The organism is Rhodoluna lacicola, assembly GCF_000699505.1.
GTDB classification, from domain to species: domain Bacteria; phylum Actinomycetota; class Actinomycetes; order Actinomycetales; family Microbacteriaceae; genus Rhodoluna; species Rhodoluna lacicola.
The window spans coordinates 1239354-1257480 of the sequence record NZ_CP007490.1 but is presented as its reverse complement, the minus strand read 5'-3'; the positions used below and the strand labels follow the sequence as shown (position 1 = coordinate 1257480).

14 protein-coding genes and 1 tRNA gene are annotated in these 18127 nt (G+C 51.1%); 12 read left to right on the top strand and 3 right to left on the bottom strand.

The window, feature by feature from the left end:
• Positions 1–112: 112 nt before the first annotated feature.
• The gene (gene upp, locus RHOLA_RS06250) at positions 113–748 is read right to left on the bottom strand and encodes a uracil phosphoribosyltransferase (RefSeq protein WP_038503205.1); all 636 of its coding nucleotides are present in this window, start codon (positions 746–748) and stop codon (positions 113–115) included.
• 43 nt (positions 749–791) lie between these two features.
• Between upp and RHOLA_RS06245 the strand changes: the two genes are divergently transcribed.
• Positions 792–1247 carry a nucleoside deaminase gene (locus tag RHOLA_RS06245; protein WP_038503203.1) on the top strand — a complete coding sequence of 152 codons (456 nt, stop codon included), beginning with the start codon at positions 792–794 and terminating at the stop codon, positions 1245–1247.
• Here the strand turns inward: RHOLA_RS06245 and RHOLA_RS06240 are convergent.
• Positions 1207–2124 carry a cation diffusion facilitator family transporter gene (locus RHOLA_RS06240; protein WP_038503201.1) on the bottom strand — a complete coding sequence of 306 codons (918 nt, stop codon included), beginning with the start codon at positions 2122–2124 and terminating at the stop codon, positions 1207–1209. The genes RHOLA_RS06245 and RHOLA_RS06240 overlap by 41 nt on opposite strands.
• Before the next feature lie 57 nt (positions 2125–2181).
• Between RHOLA_RS06240 and RHOLA_RS06235 the strand changes: the two genes are divergently transcribed.
• A tRNA-Ser gene (locus RHOLA_RS06235) sits at positions 2182–2271 on the top strand.
• A gap of 3 nt (positions 2272–2274) precedes the next feature.
• Here the strand turns inward: RHOLA_RS06235 and RHOLA_RS06230 are convergent.
• Positions 2275–3102 carry a hypothetical protein gene (locus RHOLA_RS06230; protein WP_038503200.1) on the bottom strand — a complete coding sequence of 276 codons (828 nt, stop codon included), beginning with the start codon at positions 3100–3102 and terminating at the stop codon, positions 2275–2277.
• A gap of 28 nt (positions 3103–3130) precedes the next feature.
• Between RHOLA_RS06230 and RHOLA_RS06225 the strand changes: the two genes are divergently transcribed.
• The 10 genes from RHOLA_RS06225 to RHOLA_RS06180 all read left to right on the top strand — a co-directional run bounded on the left by RHOLA_RS06225 (position 3131) and on the right by RHOLA_RS06180 (position 18043).
• Positions 3131–3505, top strand: a complete 375-nt coding sequence (locus RHOLA_RS06225) for a hypothetical protein (RefSeq protein WP_038503198.1) — start codon at positions 3131–3133, stop codon at positions 3503–3505.
• A gap of 15 nt (positions 3506–3520) precedes the next feature.
• On the top strand, positions 3521–3862 hold the full coding sequence (locus RHOLA_RS06220) for a hypothetical protein (RefSeq protein WP_038503196.1): 342 nt from the start codon (positions 3521–3523) through the stop codon (positions 3860–3862).
• A gap of 180 nt (positions 3863–4042) precedes the next feature.
• Complete coding sequence (gene rpoB / locus RHOLA_RS06215) at positions 4043–7657, top strand: DNA-directed RNA polymerase subunit beta (RefSeq protein ID WP_038503194.1); 3615 nt, start codon at positions 4043–4045, stop codon at positions 7655–7657.
• A 28-nt stretch (positions 7658–7685) separates the two neighbouring features.
• Positions 7686–11900: a DNA-directed RNA polymerase subunit beta' gene (gene rpoC, locus RHOLA_RS06210; RefSeq protein WP_038503193.1), complete on the top strand. Its 4215-nt coding sequence runs from the start codon at positions 7686–7688 to the stop codon at positions 11898–11900.
• Between the two features lie 209 nt (positions 11901–12109).
• On the top strand, positions 12110–12481 hold the full coding sequence (rpsL, locus tag RHOLA_RS06205) for a 30S ribosomal protein S12 (RefSeq protein ID WP_038503191.1): 372 nt from the start codon (positions 12110–12112) through the stop codon (positions 12479–12481).
• Between the two features lie 5 nt (positions 12482–12486).
• Positions 12487–12957 (top strand): 30S ribosomal protein S7, encoded by a 471-nt coding sequence (gene rpsG / locus RHOLA_RS06200; protein WP_038503189.1) that lies wholly within the window; start codon positions 12487–12489, stop codon positions 12955–12957.
• A gap of 115 nt (positions 12958–13072) precedes the next feature.
• The gene (gene fusA, locus RHOLA_RS06195; protein WP_038503187.1) at positions 13073–15175 is read left to right on the top strand and encodes an elongation factor G; all 2103 of its coding nucleotides are present in this window, start codon (positions 13073–13075) and stop codon (positions 15173–15175) included.
• 108 nt (positions 15176–15283) lie between these two features.
• On the top strand, positions 15284–16474 hold the full coding sequence (gene tuf / locus RHOLA_RS06190) for an elongation factor Tu (protein WP_038503185.1): 1191 nt from the start codon (positions 15284–15286) through the stop codon (positions 16472–16474).
• Between the two features lie 80 nt (positions 16475–16554).
• Positions 16555–17511 carry an asparaginase gene (locus tag RHOLA_RS06185; protein ID WP_038503184.1) on the top strand — a complete coding sequence of 319 codons (957 nt, stop codon included), beginning with the start codon at positions 16555–16557 and terminating at the stop codon, positions 17509–17511.
• Positions 17512–17602: 91 nt separating this feature from the next.
• Positions 17603–18043: a hypothetical protein gene (locus RHOLA_RS06180; RefSeq protein WP_051636344.1), complete on the top strand. Its 441-nt coding sequence runs from the start codon at positions 17603–17605 to the stop codon at positions 18041–18043.
• Positions 18044–18127 lie beyond the last annotated feature (84 nt).

Below are 18127 nucleotides of genomic sequence, written 5' to 3'. Positions count from 1 at the left end.
GAACAGGGTAGAAAGCTGCAGGTCCGTGAATTTAACGGAATGAACCAATACGCCTACTCGCCAATCATCGAAATTTTAGACAGACATATACGAGAAGTAGCCCAGCTGGAAATTACTGAGCTACACCGTAGAGACGATCACCAGCATCACCAAGACCGGGAACGATGTAGCCCTTCTCGTTGAGCTTCTCATCCAGTGCACCCAGCACTACCTTGACGTCTTTACCTGCAACGTGCGCCTCAACCGCGGCCAAACCCTCAGGGGCACCAAGTAGACAAACGCAGGTGACATCGGTTGCACCGCGTTCAAAAACGTAATCAATGCTGTCAATCAGAGTTCCACCGGTGGCAAGCATCGGGTCAATGATAAAAACCTGGCGACCGGTCAGATCATCTGGCAGTCGGTTGGCGTAGGTGTAAGGCTCAAGGGTTTCCTCATTGCGCTTGATGCCCAAGAAGCCAACCTCGGCAGTTGGCAGCAACTTGGTCATGCCCTCAAGCATTCCCAAACCCGCGCGAAGCACCGGAATGATGATTGGGCGGGGGCGGGCAAGCTTCACACCGTTATAAGGAGCAACGGGAGTATCAACAACTACCTTGTCTACGCGCACATCGCGAGTTGCCTCATAGGCAAGCAGAGTCACGAGCTCCTCAACCAGCTGACGGAACACCGGCGAAGGCGTTGCCTTATCGCGCAGCACAGTCAGTTTGTGGGTGATCAACGGGTGGTCGGCAATGTGAACTCGCATACCGCAAATCTACCGTCAAGTTGCATTGAGGTAAATTGGCGTTATGGATTACGAAGCCCTGATGCAGAAAGCGCTCGCCGAAGCCGAGCAATCGGGCGAGGATGTTCCAGTTGGTGCGATCGTGGTCACAGCGTCTGGCGAGGTTATCGGTCGCGCACATAACAATCGCGAGGAAACCAAAGATCCAACCGGCCACGCTGAGATCATTGCCATTCGCGAGGCAACCGCCGCAATTGATGACTGGCGCCTAGATGGCTGCACGCTCGTGGTAACTCTTGAACCCTGCGTGATGTGTGCTGGTGCAATCGTGGCCGCAAGAATTCCACGAGTTGTTTTTGGAGCCTGGGACGAGCGAGTTGGCGCCAGTGGCTCACTTTACGATTTGCTGCGTGACGCCCGCCTAGGCAACCCGGTTGAAGTTATTGCCGGAGTTAAAGAAGTTGAAGCTTCTGCGCAGCTTAAGAGTTTTTTCGCAGCACGTCGGGCTCAAGATAAATAACTCTGGCGGCAGGAACCGCACTGCGCATGTTCCCCTCAGCATCATTAATTACCTGTGCGATAAATTGCCCGGTGGCATTTGAAGCCACACCGATTTTTGCGCCAACCATAAGTTCCTCAGGGCCAAGGTAAAGAGTCTTCATGTGGATCACAGACTGCACTCCCGGAGTTTCCTCAAGTGCCTTGCGAATCTTGCCGGTGTCTTCGGCGGTAGCGCCCTCACCAACCAAAAGGCTTGAAGTTTCAAGACCAAGCACGATGGCAACCAGCACTAGCAATCCACCAATTGCCAAAGTTCCAATTGCATCCCAGATTGGATTGTGGGTCACAACGGTTAGACCAACACCGCCAAAGGCCAACACCAAACCAATTAGAGCGGCCAAGTCCTCAAGCAAAATAACCGGCAGCTCAGGGCTCTTAGCGTGGCGCACAAATTGAATCCAACTCTTGTTGCCGCGCACGTGGTTTGATTCCTTAACCGCGGTGCGAAGTGAGAACGACTCCATGATGATTGCCGCGCCCAAAACCACCAGCGGCAACCAAACCATTTCAAGTTCGTGCGGGTGTTGAAGTTTCTCGATGCCCTCAAGAATTGAGAACAATCCACCAACGCTAAACAAAACAATCGAGACCATGAACGCGTAGATATAGCGTGAGCGTCCATAACCAAATGGGTGAGCAGCGGTCGCGGCTCGCTTGGCCCGCTTGCCGCCAATGATTAGCAGGATCTGATTACCCGAGTCGGCCACCGAGTGAATTCCCTCGGCAAACATCGATGCCGAACCAGAGAAGGCCGCCGCAATGAACTTGGTGATTGCGATTCCGATATTTGCCAGCAGTGCCGCAATGATTGCGCGCATTGAACCTTCAGTACTCAAAACTCCCCTTTATTGGCGCCAGATCTGGTTGATACTCCGTGTAGTAGCCTATTTGACGGTGACGTGTCCGAGCGGCCGAAGGTGCAACTCTCGAAAAGTTGTGTGGGTGAAAGCCCACCGTGGGTTCAAATCCCACCGTCACCGCCAGGTTTACCCAGCGACTGCGTCGTAAATCACACCATCGCGAATGGTCAGGCGAATTCTTTCCGGGTTGTAAGAGGCATCGGTAATAAATTCCTCGCCGTCGCGATCAACCACTACCCAGGTGTAGCCGTCAGATTCAATCTTGGCGATCGCATCGGCCTCTTTCATCCCGATAATCGGATTGGCCGTCTTCATAGTTTCAGCCGCACGCTCGTTTAGTTCGTTTCCAGCATGCACCTCTGGTTGAGTTCTAAGTTTTGGTTTCTCAATTCCATAGGTGATTGGACCAACCCGATTCAGATCTTTAGAAAACGCTATCGTCAGATTAAATCTCTTGTCTCCAACAGACTCAACTCCGCGCCCCAGCGAGAAATACTTGCCAATTTGGTCTTTAGCTCCATCGTCATAAAGCGCCAACCCCTGATAAATTTCACTGCCATCGAAATTCTTTAGCGGCTTGGCAAGTCCAACTGCGCAGAGTTCAATTACCTCGTCTTTTTTGGCTGGCAATTTTGCGGCGTTGCCGGTGCCATCATTGAGCGAATAGGCAACCGCACCAAATCCCTTAGCTAAATCAAAAAATTCTGTGCAAACCAGCTTGGTATCAAGGTCCGCCGGTGCTGCAAAAACCACATCGTGCATGGGCTGCGGGCAAAAGATTCCAGTCAGCTGGATGCAACCCCAAGAGCTGGCAATCGGCTCTTTGAAAACCGTGTCAGCCACAGTTGCGTTTAGTTTTTCCAAAAATGGATCGGGCGCCGTGGAACAAGAACTCAGCAGGGGCAGCGCCAGTGCGGCGACCCCAACTACTTTCAGCAGATTTCTAATTTCCACACTGTCAACTGAACCATAAACTCTATTTATGGCCCAGATCGAACTCACCCAGACCCACATGCTGATCAAGCTGACCCGTGGCGAGAAAATCTTTGGCCTGCACGGAGACTTCAAAATCCCAGCGGCCCTAATTAGAGGTGCCGAAGTTGCCGATAAAGATGTCTGGAAAACCTTTGGCCTGCGCCTGCCCGGCACCTCGATTCCAACCCTTTTGGCCTACGGCTCGTACCTGCGCTTTGGCAAGACCGGTGGCTGGACCTTCGCCCTCTGGCGCTCAAACCAACCCGCCATCACCCTCACCCTGGCAACCTCGGCCACTCAGCGCTATAAGCGCCTGGTTATCAGCACCGATAACGCCCAGGCCCTAGCCGACGAAATCAACGACGCCCTAGTGGCCTGTTAAGTAAGGGGTCGTTTTATGGAGGCATATCAGCCGCAATATCAGGGGTCCCCAAATCCGGTGGCCCTTGTCGGGGTTCACCTGGCCAAAAAAGGCCTAAGTGGAGCAATCGCCTGTGATTTGAAGCGAATTTCACGCAAAAAAGCCCAATTTAGAGCCCTTACCGCCGCATATAAGGCCGATTATGGGGTGGATTTTGAGCTCAGCGCCTCGGCAACCGGCAAAGAGCCTTGTGTTTTAGCCAAATTTGATGATGGCAGCACCGCCATGCTGCTGGACGCTCGCGATTTGGCGCTGGTCGACGGAAACGTCAAGAAATTTGACCAAAACCTTAGAGCAAAAATGATGTTTTTCTTTTAATTGTTTACAACCGTTCGATAACGGTTATAGACTGATTCTTTGCTCCCAAACACCCCGCATGCATATTTTGGCTGCGCGCTTGACCGCATATTTTGGCGTCAACGGTTTTAGGTTGCGATTTTTCACCCAAACCTATTTATCAATTCGCGATTGATTAATAAAAGATTCCTTGGAGGAACATTGGCTGCGAAGAACGCAAAAACCCAGAAGAACGATCGTCTTGCAAAGCGTCTTAGTTTTGCAAAATCACCAGAGCCGATCGAACTACCCGATCTACTAAGTCTGCAGACTGAGAGCTTTGACTGGCTCGTTGGTAACCCTGCATGGCGTGAAAAAGAAGGACCAAAGGCTAAGACCGGTCTGGAAGAAATCTTTGAAGAGATCTCTCCGATCGAAGACGCCTCTAACTCTTCGCAGGACGCGAAGATGGGTCTTACTTTTGGAAACCCAGAACTTTACGACCCTTCATACACTCCTGACGAGTGCAAGACCAAGGGCAAGTCGTACACCCAGCCGCTTTACATCAAGGCTGAGTTCACCAACTACCTAACCGGTGAAATTAAGTCACAGACAGTTTTCATGGGTGACTTCCCAGTCATGACTGAAAAGGGCACCTTCGTTATTAACGGAACAGAGCGCGTGGTTGTTTCACAGCTAGTTCGTTCACCTGGTGTGTACTTCTCTGTTTCAACAAACACCACCGGTAACTTGGACGTTCGTAACAACAAGGCGCAGATCATTCCGTCTCGTGGTTCTTACCTAGAGTTCCTAACCGAGTGGGTGCGCGATGACCGCAAGCCAATCGCTCGTTTTGGTCAGCCAATCATTCAGGTGCAGGTAGATCGCAAGACTAAGGTTTCTGCAACCATCTTCCTTAAGGCACTTGGTCTTTCAGAAGAGCAGATTCGCGAAGAGTTCAAGGATCTTGAGTCAGCAGTTAAGGCTGGAGCACCTAACTGGACTTACGACGTTGATCTAATTGAGAACACTCTTGCCTACGACAAGTCAAAGGTTTTCGCTAACCCAATCCTTACCAAAGAAGACGCGCTTCGCGAGCTATACCGCAAGGTACGTGGCGAGGCAGCCGGTGCTGAAGTTTCAGAAGCATGGTTGAAGTCAACTTACTTTGAGTCAAAGCGCTACAACTTGGCAAAGGTTGGTCGTCACAAGCTAAACCGCAAGCTAGGCCTATCGGTTGACGCAGCGCAGAACACTCTTACCGTTGAAGACGTAGTTGCAACTTTGAAGTACCTACTTCTTTTCGACCAGCAGATCGCTAACGCAGCAGCCGTTTCAACCGGTGCTCGTCTAGAGTTCCCAATCAAGATGGGTGGCAAGTCTGTAAAGATTGCCGTTTCATCTGACGACATCGATGACTTCTCAAACCGTCGTATTCGTTCAGTTGGTGAGCTAATCCAGAACCAGGTTCGTATTGGTCTAAGCCGTATGGAGCGCGTTGTTCGCGAGCGTATGTCAACTCAAGACATTGAGGCGATCACCCCGCAGACCCTGATTAACCTGCGTCCAGTTGTGTCAGCAATCAAGGAGTTCTTCGGTGCTTCTCAGTTGTCACAGTTCATGGACCAGAACAACCCACTTGCTGGCCTGGCCCACAAGCGTCGTCTATCAGCGCTTGGACCCGGTGGTATCGCTCGTGAGCGTGCCCAAATGGAGGTCCGTGACGTTCACCCATCTCACTACGGACGTATGTGTCCAGTTGAGACTCCTGAAGGTCCGAACATTGGTCTTATCGGTTCGCTCACTGCTTACGCACGCATCAACGCGTTTGGTTTCATTGAGACTCCATACGCAAAGGTCGTCAATGGAAAAGTTTCAAAGACCATTGAGTACCTTGATGCAGCTGCAGAGCAGGGCAAGGCTATCGGTGCTGCCGAGACTCCGCTAAACCCAGACAAGACATTTGCAAACAAGAAGGTGTTCGCTCGCTTCCAGGGTGACGTTGTTGAAGTAGACGCAGAAGACGTTGACTACCTAGACATCTCACCTCGTCAGCTTGCATCTGTTTCAACATCATTGATTCCGTTCCTTGAGCACGACGACTCGTCTCGTGCGTTGATGGGTGCGAACATGCAGCGTCAGGCTGTTCCACTGCTACGTTCTGACTCACCATTTGTTGGAACCGGTATGGAGCGCGTTGCCGCAATCGACTCTGGTGCAGTTGTGATTAACGAAACCGCCGGTGTCATTGCAGAAGTTGATGCAGACACAATCACCGTTCAGCAGGACAAGGGTGGAACCAAGACTTACGTACTTCGTAAGTTCGACCGTTCAAACCAGGGAACTGCAATCAACCAGCGAATCATTGTTGAAGCTGGTCAGCGTGTAGAGGCCGGCGAAGTTCTTGCCGATGGTCCTTCAACCGACATGGGTGAACTAGCTCTAGGTAAGAACTTGCTAGTTGCGTTCATGCCATGGGAAGGTCACAACTTCGAGGACGCGATCATCCTGAGCCAGAACTTGGTTAAGGAAGACACTCTTTCTTCTATCCACATCGAAGAGTACGAAGTTGATGCTCGCGACACCAAGCTAGGTAAGGAAGAAATTACTTCTGACTTACCAAACGTTTCGCAAGAGGCATTGGCTCAGCTTGACGAGCGCGGCATCATTCGCATTGGTGCAGAGGTTCGCCCTGGCGACATCTTGGTTGGAAAGGTAACACCTAAGGGTGAGACAGAGCTTTCAGCCGAAGAGCGTTTGCTACGCGCGATCTTCAACGAGAAGTCACGCGAAGTTCGCGACACCTCATTGAAGGTGCCACACGGTGAGCAGGGAACTGTTATCGGTGTTCGCGTATTTGACATTGAAGCTGGCGATGACGAACTAGGTGCCGGTGTAAACCAGCGCGTGGTCGTTCACATCGCACAGAAGCGCAAAATTACCGAGGGTGACAAGCTTGCTGGTCGTCACGGTAACAAGGGTGTTATTTCTAAGATCCTTCCTGTTGAAGACATGCCATTCATGGAAGACGGAACTCCGGTTGACGTTGTTCTAAACCCACTTGGTATTCCTGGCCGTATGAACTTTGGTCAGATTCTTGAGACCCACCTAGGTTGGATTTCAAAGCAGGGTTGGAACGTAGAAGGCGTTGCAAAGTGGGCCGACGCAATGGTCGCAGAAATGCGTTCAGCTGCTCCGGGCACCAAGGTTGCAACCCCAATCTTCGACGGTGCATCAAAGGATGAAATTGTTGGGCTTCTAAACTCAACTCTTCCAAACCGCGATGGCAAGCGTCTGATTGACGGAACCGGTAAGACTCGTCTATTCGACGGTCGCTCAGGTGAGCCGTTCCCAGCGCCAATCTCAGTTGGTTACATGTACATCTTGAAGTTGCACCACTTGGTAGACGACAAGATCCACGCACGTTCAACTGGTCCTTACTCAATGATCACTCAGCAGCCACTAGGTGGTAAGGCGCAGTTCGGTGGACAGCGCTTTGGTGAAATGGAAGTATGGGCGCTTCAGGCATATGGTGCAGCGCACACATTGCAGGAGCTTCTAACCATCAAGTCTGACGACATCACTGGTCGTGTGAAGACTTACGAGGCAATCGTAAAGGGCGAGAACATTCAGGCTCCTGGTATTCCAGAGTCGTTCCGCGTTCTTGCGAAAGAAATGCAGTCATTGGCTCTAAACGTTGAGGTTCTCAACGCAGCTGGCCAGGTTGTATCTCTAAAGGAAGATGACTTTGAGTCAGACCGCGCAGCGGAAGAACTCGGCATCAACCTTTCACGCAACGAGAACTCATCAGTCGACACCGAGTACACCGGTTTCTAACCGATACCACGAGATTTAGGAAAGAAAAATGGAAGTAGAAAACTTCGACGCTCTTCGAGTTGGTCTAGCCACCTCAGACGACATCCGCTCTTGGTCAAACGGTGAAGTAAAGAAGCCTGAGACCATCAACTACCGCACCCTAAAGCCTGAGAAGGACGGTCTTTTCTGTGAAAAGATCTTTGGTCCTACCAAGGACTGGGAATGTTCATGTGGAAAGTACAAGCGCGTACGTTTCAAGGGCATTGTTTGTGAGCGCTGTGGTGTTGAGGTAACCAAGTCTTCAGTTCGTCGTGAGCGCATGGGTCACATTGAACTTGCTGCTCCGGTAACTCACATCTGGTACTTCAAGGGTGTTCCTTCACGTCTTGGCTACTTGCTAGCTATGGCGCCAAAGGACCTTGAGAAGATCATTTACTTTGCTGCCTACCGCGTAATGGGCATCCACTCAGAGGACCGCACACTTGATGCTGCTCTGATCAAGGATGACTACATTCACCGCATGCAGACTCTTTGGAACTCACGTCTTGAAGAGATGCTTTCTGTTGCACAGGGCGAGTACGACCAGCTAACCGCTTTGGGTCTTGCTCTTGAGCCTGCAATCAAACTATGGGAAGCACCGATCTGGGTTGACGCGCAATTCGCTAAGTCAATCGAGCAGCTAATTCTTGCCGAAGAAAAGAACCCTGAGGGTTTCTGGGGCAAGAAGGCAACTGCCGCTGCAGAAGAAGCTGCTGATGAAGAAAACTCACCAGTAGTTCGCACTCCTGCAGAAGAGAAGCAGATCAAGGCTCTTCTTTCTGAGTTCAAGAAGAAGACAGACAAGATCGTTAAGGAATACGCTCGCATCGAGCGCCCAGCGAACCTGCAGAAAGAGCAGTTGGCTTGGCGTTTGTTCCTGACTCTAAAGCCAGGCGACCTAATCCAGAACGACGTTATCTTCGATCACTTCGACTACTCATTCGGTGAATACTTCGATACCGCTATCGGTGCAGAAGCAGTTCAGCGCGTGCTTGCAGAATTCGATCTTGATGCAGCTGCTGCGGAACTTCGCGAAGCAATTGCAACTACCAAGGGAACCAAGCAGACTCAGGCGATTAAGCGTCTAAAGGTTGTTCAGTCATTCATTGGCTCATCAACCCCACCGACCTCAATGGTTCTTGATGTGCTTCCAGTTCTTCCACCGGAAATCCGCCCGATGGTTCAGCTTGATGGTGGACGTTTTGCGACCTCTGACCTAAACGACCTTTACCGTCGTGTGATCAACCGCAACAACCGTCTAAAGCGATTCATTGATCTAGGCGCAGTTCCAAAGACAATTCTTAACAACGAAAAGCGCATGCTTCAGGAAGCTGTTGATGCGTTGTTCGACAACGGTCGTCGCGGTCGTGCAGTTACCGGTACCGGTAACCGTGCGCTGAAGTCACTGTCTGACCTACTAAAGGGTAAGCAGGGTCGTTTCCGTCAGAACCTTCTAGGTAAGCGCGTTGACTACTCAGGTCGTTCAGTAATCGTTGTTGGTCCTCAGCTAAAGCTGCACCAGTGTGGTCTGCCAAAGTTGATGGCGCTAGAGCTATTCAAGCCGTTCGTTATGAAGCGTCTTGTTGATCTGGGTCTTGCTCAGAACATCAAGAGCGCAAAGCGCATGGTTGAGCGTTCACGTCCACAGGTTTGGGGAGTACTTGAAGAAGTAATCCGCGAGCGTCCAGTTCTTCTGAACCGTGCGCCGACCCTACACCGATTGGGTATCCAGGCTTTCGAACCTCTACTAGTAGAAGGTAAGGCAATCCAGCTTCACCCACTTGTTTGTGCTGCGTTCAACGCGGACTTCGATGGTGACCAGATGGCCGTGCACCTTCCGCTATCAGTTGAGGCTCAGGCCGAAGCTCGTATCTTGATGCTTGCCTCGAACAACATCTTGAAGCCATCTGATGGTCGTCCAGTTGCTGTTCCAACCCAGGACATGATTATTGGTCTGTTCCACATGACCACTCTTGTTGAGGGTGCAGTCGGAGAAGGAAACCTTTACGGTTCAATCTCTGAGGCAATCATGGCTTACGACGCAAAGGCACTTGACCTACAGGCCAAGGCACGCATTCGTCTAACCAACGCTGGCGAGACAAAGATTTACGAGACCACTCTTGGTCGCGCTTTGTTCAACCAGGCACTTCCTGATGACTATGACTACTACGAAGGTCAGGTTGGCAAGAAGGAAATTGGAAAGATCGTTGCCGAGCTAGTAGAGAAGTTCTCACGTGTTGAGGTTGCTCAGTCACTTGACCGCATCAAGGATGCCGGTTTCCACTGGGCAACTCGTTCGGGTGTATCGATGTCAATTGCAGATGCAAACTTTGACTCATCAGGTGCGTTCGACAAGGCTCGCTCAAAGATGATCATCGATGGTGAAAAAGAACACACCAAGATTCAGGAAGCGTTCGACAACGGTCTGAAGTCAGACCTTGAGCGTCGTGACGAACTTGGAGCTTTGTGGTTCAAGCGCACCAACGAGATTCAGAACTTGCTTCAGGAGTCAATCCCAGCAGACAACGCCATCTTCAAGATGGTAACTTCTGGTGCTCGTGGTAACTGGCTACAGATTCGTTCGATCATCGGTATGCGTGGCCCTGTGGCTACATCATCTGGTGACTTCGCACCGATGCCTGTAAAGGGAAACTACCTAGTTGGTCTAACCGCTAACGAGTACTTCATTAACGCAACCGGTGCTCGTAAGGGTAACGCGGATACCGCGATGAAGACTGCTGCCGCGGGATACCTAACTCGTCGTCTAGTTGACGTGGCTCAGGACGTTATCGTTCGCGAACCAGACTGTGGAACTAACAAGGGTCTAGAGAAGTCTCTAAAGGACATCGATGGCAACTGGGATGAGCAGACTATTGAGCTGTCAGTTCTACACCGTGCACTTCAGTCAGACGTAAAGGTTGGCTCTGATGTAATCGCAAAGGCTGGTCAGACTGTTGACCAGAAGATTGTTGATGCATTCAAGGCAGCAAACGTTGACACTGTTGGCGTTCGCTCAGTACTTACTTGTGAGTCGCTGCAGGGTGTTTGTGCACTTTGCTACGGAACCTCACTTGCAACCGGTGACTCAGTTGATCTAGGTGAAGCGATCGGTATTATCGCTGCTCAGTCAATTGGTGAGCCAGGTACTCAGCTAACAATGCGTACTTTCCACACCGGTGGTGCTGCGTCTTCTGCGAAGAAGCAGACAATCCTTAAGTCAATCGGTGGTCAGAAGGTTCGTGTTGAGCGTCTGATTTCCTACGACATCACCCAGGGTCTAAACGGTGTAACCGACTTGCTAGAAGCTCGTGTTGGTTGGCGTCAGCAGGGCAAGGTTGCCGTTATGGCATTCTGGCCTGGAACAGTTGACATCGTTGAGGTACCAACCTCAGGAGGAGCTAAGAAGTTCGACATCTACGTTCGTCCGAACGGTGAAGCTGCAGAGAAGGCTGCTGAAGACCTGGCTAACCAGTACTCTTTCAGCCGCACAACCTCTAAGACCTTCAAGAAGTTGAGCCCTTACACACCGATCACCTCAGTTTCTAACCCAGACGACCTATTGGTTGAAAAGGGTGAAGAAGTTAAGGCCGGAGACTACCTAGTTGACGGAACCCCAATCCCACACGAAGTTCTAATGGTTAAGGGTGCTCGTGAAGCAGCAGCCGAGATCATCCGTGGTGTTCAGGCCATCTATGGCTCACAGGGTGTTCCACTGCACGACAAGCACCTTGAGGTTATTGTTCGTCAGATGCTGGGCAAGGTTACCGTTATTGATTCAGGTGACACAGAGATGCTTCCTGGTGAAATCATCGACCGCAACCGCTTTACCGCTGTCAACCGCAAGGCTGTGGCAGAGGGCAAGAAGCCGGCTTCAGCTCGTCAGGAAGTAATGGGTATGACCCGTGCCTCATTGGCAGCTCAGTCATGGCTATCGGCTGCATCGTTCCAGGAAACAACCCGTGTTCTAACTCAGGCTGCTCTAGATCGTCGCGAAGACCCTCTAGTTGGCCTAAAGGAGAACGTCATCATCGGTAAGTTGATCCCAGCCGGTACCGGTCTGGGTGTTTACCGAAACATCACAGTTGAGGCCACTGAAGAGGCCAAGGCTGAGAAGTACCCAAACCGTATCTGGTCTGAGCCTGTGCAGTCTTCGGACTTCTCAGATGAGTTCAGCCCAGCGGATTTGAGCTTTACCTCAATCGAGTCTTACTCGGACGAGGTCTAAGCCTAAAATCCATTTGACCCAGACGGTTATATTCGGCTAGTGTTGGGGGAGCGCGTGGTAATTACGCGCTCCGCCCAAAACAGCTGGTTTTAGCCAGGTTTTCAAATATGGGCCAAACTTTTGAAGCTCCATCGGGGTGCAAAAGTGTGTTTTTCAAAAAACGAAAGAACATTCGTTGCGAGTAGCGGCGGATTAAACAAGGAGAAGTAGTGCCAACAATTCAGCAGTTGGTCCGCAAGGGTCGCTCGCCAAAGGTCTCGAAGTCAAAGACCCCGGCTCTAAAGCAGAGCCCGCAGCGCCGCGGAGTGTGTACTCGTGTTTACACAACCACACCAAAGAAGCCAAACTCAGCGCTTCGCAAGGTTGCTCGTGTCAAGCTTTCAAACGGTATCGAAGTTACCGCGTACATCCCGGGTGAGGGTCACAACCTTCAGGAGCACTCAATGGTGCTTGTTCGTGGTGGCCGTGTTAAGGACCTACCAGGTGTTCGCTACAAGATCGTTCGTGGTGCTCTAGACACCCAGGCAGTTAAGAACCGTAAGCAGGCTCGTAGCCAATACGGTGCAAAGAAGGGTAAGTAATTTAAATGCCACGTAAAGGTCCAGTTACCAAGCGTCCAGTCGTTGCCGACCCGGTTTACGGCTCACCAGTTGTTTCACAACTTGTAAACAAGATTCTGCTTGATGGCAAGAAGTCAATCGCAGAGTCAATCGTTTACGGTGCACTTGATGGTGCACACCAGAAGTCAGGTGCAGAGGCAGTCGTACTTCTAAAGAAGGCTCTAGACAACGTACGTCCAACCGTTGAGGTTCGTTCACGTCGCGTTGGTGGTTCTACCTACCAGGTTCCAGTTGAGGTAAAGGCACACCGTGCCAACACTTTGGCTATGCGTTGGTTGGTTAGCTACGCAAAGGCTCGTCGCGAGAAGACCATGACCGAGCGTCTAATGAACGAAATTCTTGACGCATCAAACGGTCTAGGCGCAGCAGTTAAGCGTCGCGAAGACACCCACAAGATGGCAGAGTCAAACAAGGCATTCGCTCACTACCGTTGGTAGGAGCCAACATCCGCTCGATCCTCGCTCAGTTTTTACTGGGCGTTCATCGGGCGGATGTTTTCATTTGTACCAATAGCAACATCATCAAACTGATCTAAAAATCCCGGAGGATATCGTGGCACAAGACGTGCTTACAGACCTTAATAAGGTTCGCAACATCGGCATCATGGCGCACATTGACGCTGGTAAGACAACTACCACTGAGCGCATTTTGTTCTACACCGGTATTACTCACAAGATCGGTGAAGTACACGATGGTGCTGCCACCATGGACTGGATGGAGCAAGAGCAAGAGCGCGGTATCACCATTACCTCAGCTGCTACTACTTGCTTCTGGGACAAGAACCAGATCAACATCATTGACACTCCTGGACACGTGGACTTTACCGTTGAGGTAGAGCGTTCACTTCGTGTTCTTGACGGTGCCGTTGCTGTTTTCGACGGTAAAGAAGGTGTGGAGCCTCAGTCTGAGACTGTTTGGCGCCAGGCTGACAAGTACGACGTACCTCGCATCTGTTTCGTAAACAAGATGGACAAGTTGGGTGCTGACTTCTACTTCACCGTAGACACCATCATCAACCGTCTTGGTGCAAAGCCACTTGTTATTCAGATTCCTATCGGTGCTGAATCAACTTTTGAAGGTGTTGTTGACATCGTTCAGATGAAGGCTTTGACCTGGCGCGGTGACGTAGAGATGGGTGCAAAGTACGAAGTCGAAGAGATTCCTGCTGACCTTGTAGAAAAGGCAAACCACTACCGCACCATTCTTCTTGAGACTGTTGCTGAAACCGATGAAGCTCTCATGGAGAAGTTCTTCGGCGGCGAAGAGTTGACCGAGAAGGAAATCAAGGGCGCGATTCGTAAGCTAACCGTTAACTCAGAGATCTACCCAGTTCTTTGTGGTTCAGCTTTCAAGAACAAGGGTGTACAGCCAATGCTTGACGCAGTGGTTGACTACCTACCTTCACCACTAGACGTTCCTGCAACTGAGGGTGGCGACCCAAACAACGAAGAAATTCGTTTGACTCGCGAGCCTAAGGTTGACGCTCCGTTCGCAGCTTTGGCTTTCAAGGTTATGACCCACCCATTCTTTGGTCGTCTAACCTACATCCGCGTTTACTCAGGTCACGCTGACTCAGGTGCGCAGGTTGTTAACTCAACCAAGGGTAAGAAAGAGCGCATCGGAAAGCTTTTCCAGATGCACGCCAACAAGGAAAACCCAGTTGACTCTGTAACCGCCGGCCACATCTACGCGGCTATCGGTCTAAAGGATGTAACCACTGGTGACACCCTTTGTGACCCAGACAACCAGATCGTTCTTGAGTCAATGACTTTCCCAGAGCCAGTTATCTCTGTTGCGATTGAGCCAAAGACCAAGGGCGACCAGGAGAAGCTAGGTCTAGCTATCCAGAAGCTTTCAGAAGAAGACCCAACCTTCCGCGTTGAGCACGACCACGAAACTGGTCAGACTGTTATCTCAGGTATGGGTGAGCTTCACCTTGACATCTTGGTTGACCGTATGCGTCGCGAGTTCAAGGTTGAGGCAAACGTTGGTAAGCCACAGGTTGCTTACCGCGAGACTCTAAAGCGCAAGGTCGACAAGTACGACTACACCCACAAGAAGCAGACCGGTGGTTCAGGTCAGTTCGCGAAGATCCAGATTTCTCTGGAGCCTATGGAAGTAGAAGGCGACAAGACCTACGAATTCGTAAACGCTGTGACCGGTGGTCGTGTTCCTCGCGAATACATTCCATCAGTTGACGCTGGTATCCAGGATGCAATGCTTGTGGGTACTTTGGCTGGCTACCCAGTAGTTGGCGTGAAGGCAACCTTGCTTGATGGTGCCTACCACGATGTTGACTCGTCTGAAATGGCGTTTAAGATTGCGGGCTCGATTGCTTATAAAGAAGCAGCACGCCTTGCAGCACCTACTCTGCTCGAGCCGTTGATGGCCGTTGAAGTACGTACCCCTGAGGAATACATGGGTGACGTAATCGGCGACCTAAACTCGCGTCGTGGTCAGATCCAGTCGATGGACGACGCTTCAGGCGTCAAGGTCGTTCGCGCCCTCGTGCCATTGTCTGAAATGTTCGGTTACGTTGGTGACCTGCGCTCAAAGACCTCTGGTCGCGCGGTTTACTCAATGACCTTCGAAACCTACCAAGAGGTTCCAAAGGCTGTTGCTGACGAAATCGTTCAAAAGAACAAGGGCGAGTAGTAGCTTTTCGGCTACCGCGAATCCAAGTAAGATAGTAATTCTGTAAATCCCAATTCTGTCGGGCCCAAAAAGGTCCGAGTGAACAACGAGTCCTGAGGAGGACCCATAATGGCTAAGGCGAAATTCGAGCGCACCAAGCCGCACGTCAACATTGGTACCATCGGTCACGTTGACCACGGTAAGACCACTTTGACTGCTGCGATCACCCGTGTTCTACACGACGCGTTCCCAACACTAAACACCGCATCTGCATTCGACCAGATCGACAACTCTCCAGAAGAGAAGCAGCGCGGTATTACCATCAACATCTCACACGTTGAGTACCAGACCGAGAAGCGCCACTACGCTCACGTAGACGCTCCGGGCCACGCCGACTACATCAAGAACATGATTACCGGTGCAGCTCAGATGGATGGTGCGATTCTTGTAGTAGCAGCAACTGACGGTCCTATGCCTCAGACCAAGGAGCACGTGCTTCTTGCTCGCCAGGTTGGTGTTCCTTACATCGTTGTAGCGCTAAACAAGTCAGACATGGTTGATGACGCAGAAATCCTAGACCTAGTAGAGATGGAAGTTCGTGAACTTCTAAACACCTACGAGTTCCCTGGCGATGACGCACCTGTTATCAAGGTTTCAGCTCTAAAGGCACTTGAGGGTGACGCAGAGTGGGGCAAGCGCGTTCTTGAGCTTATGGATGCATGTGACACTCACATTCCAGAGCCACAGCGCGACACCGACAAGCCATTCCTTATGCCTGTTGAAGACGTTTTCACCATCACTGGTCGTGGAACCGTTCTTACTGGCAAGGTAGAGCGTGGTCAGGTTAACGTGAACGACGAAGTTGAAATCGTTGGTATCCGCGAGAAGCAGAAGACCACCGTTACCGGTATCGAAATGTTCCGTAAGCTACTTGACTATGCAGAAGCAGGCGAGAACGTAGGTATCTTGATCCGTGGTATCAAGCGTGAAGAAGTTGAGCGCGGCCAGGTTGTATGTAAGCCAGGCTCAATCACTCCTCACACTGGTTTCGACGCAAACGTCTACATCCTTTCAAAGGATGAGGGTGGCCGTCACAACCCGTTCTACGCAAACTACCGCCCACAGTTCTACTTCCGTACCACTGACGTGACTGGTGTTATCACCCTTCCTGCTGGTACTGAAATGGTTATGCCTGGCGACACCACCGAAATGTCAGTTGAGCTAATTCAGCCAATTGCTATGGAAGAGGGTCTTCGCTTCGCTATCCGTGAAGGTGGACGTACCGTTGGTGCGGGTACCGTAACCAAGATCACCAAGTAATTTTTATTACTTAGTTTTTAGAAAAATCCCCCGGCTTCGGCTGGGGGATTTTTCGTTTCTTTTTTAGTTAGGCTCATCACGTGATTGATTTTGAAGCCGGCGACTTAGTTCCAATTGCAAATTTGGTACGCAATGATTTGGTTGAGTCGCAGCACTTTGGCATCGCCTGCTTAGTTGATCCATCGGGCAAGCTGCTTGCCGAGCACGGTAATTCCAAAAAATTGATCTACCCGCGCAGTGCCGTCAAACCGCTTCAGGCAGTTGCCGCCCGACGCGCGGGACTCAGATTAGCCGGCGCAGAATTAGCAATATCTGCGGGCAGTCACCACGGCACCAAAGCACACACCGATCTGGTGCTCTCAATTCTCAATTCCGTTGGCCTTGGCGAAGAAGCATTGCAGTGCCCGGTTGCCTGGCCGACCAATTCGGCCGCTCGTGCACAGGCAACTGAAGAAACCAAAGCCTGCTTCAATTGCTCTGGCAAGCACGCCGGTTTTCTTGCCGCCTGTGTAGCCGCCGGATGGAGCACCGATTCCTACTTGGACCCAACTCACCCGCTGCAAAAATTAATTGTTGAAGTCTTTGAAGAGTATTCGGGCGAGCCGGTTTCACACTCAACTGTTGACGGTTGCGGCGCACCGCTGCACGCTGTCTCGCTGCTGGGCCTGGCCAAAGCTCTCGGCAAGTTTGCGTCTGAAGATTCTGAGACTGCTCAGGCCATGATGCAAAACCCCTGGGCCGTCGCCGATGCCAAAAGCCCAGACGCCCTGATCATGCAGCATGGTTCTAGTTCAAAGACCGGCATCGTTTCAAAGTTGGGGGCCGAGGGCGTTTTCATTGTTGCCAACACCGATGGCTTCGCCGCTGCCGTAAAGGTTGCCGACGGCGCTCTTCGACCGGCACCATTGGTGGCCATCAAACTGTTTTTGGATCACGGACTAATGACCCAAGAAGTTCACGACCAGCTTGCTACCCAGATTGCCCCAGAGGTCCTTGGCGGCGACAACCCGGTTGGTTATTTCGCGGCCTCGATCTAAGTGAAAAAAGTTAACTTCGTAAATAGAGATTTAACTTTCTAACAGCCCTTTTGCGAATATTCGTTAACGTTCATCTGCCAAGGTTGCGCCTATGACTATTTTGAAGACAGCAGCTGCTAAGCCAGCTGCAAAGAAAGCTGCGGCAAAGCCTGCAGCAAAGAAGACCACCGTGAAGAAGCCGGTTGATCCGGCAAAGGTTGCAGCGAAGGCTGCAAAGAAGGCAACTGAGAAAGTAGCAAAGAAGGCAGCCGCAAAGGTTGCCAAGAAAGTTACTAAGAAGGCCGCTCCTAAGAAGGCTGTAGCAAAGGCAACCAAGAAGGCTGTTGCTAAGGCAACAACCAAGGCAACCAAGAAGGTCGCAACCAAGGTTGCGTCAAAGGTAGCCAAGAAGGTTGCCAAAAAGGTTGCTCCTAAGAAGGCCTCAGCGAAGGCAACCGCAAAGGTAGCAACCAAGGTTGCTAAGAAGGTTGTGAAGAAGGCCGCTCCTAAGAAGGCTGCTGCTAAGAAGTCTGCTAAAGGCAAGAAGAAGTAAATCCAACTCCATCGGATTCATCCCCCGGCAACCCATCATTTGGGTCCGGGGGATTTTCTTTACCATTTTTCTGTTTGACTTAGA

What these genes read in the sequence shown, in the direction of transcription:
- RHOLA_RS06220 (WP_038503196.1), top strand. Translation starts at nt 3,521, where the DNA reads ATGGAGGCATATCAGCCGCAATATCAGGGGTCCCCAAATCCGGTGGCC.
- rpoC (WP_038503193.1), top strand. Translation starts at nt 7,686, where the DNA reads ATGGAAGTAGAAAACTTCGACGCTCTTCGAGTTGGTCTAGCCACCTCA.
- rpsG (WP_038503189.1), top strand. Translation starts at nt 12,487, where the DNA reads ATGCCACGTAAAGGTCCAGTTACCAAGCGTCCAGTCGTTGCCGACCCG.
- RHOLA_RS06245 (WP_038503203.1), top strand. Translation starts at nt 792, where the DNA reads ATGGATTACGAAGCCCTGATGCAGAAAGCGCTCGCCGAAGCCGAGCAA.
- upp (WP_038503205.1), bottom strand. Translation starts at nt 748, where the DNA reads ATGCGAGTTCACATTGCCGACCACCCGTTGATCACCCACAAACTGACT.
- RHOLA_RS06180 (WP_051636344.1), top strand. Translation starts at nt 17,603, where the DNA reads ATGACTATTTTGAAGACAGCAGCTGCTAAGCCAGCTGCAAAGAAAGCT.
- tuf (WP_038503185.1), top strand. Translation starts at nt 15,284, where the DNA reads ATGGCTAAGGCGAAATTCGAGCGCACCAAGCCGCACGTCAACATTGGT.
- RHOLA_RS06225 (WP_038503198.1), top strand. Translation starts at nt 3,131, where the DNA reads ATGGCCCAGATCGAACTCACCCAGACCCACATGCTGATCAAGCTGACC.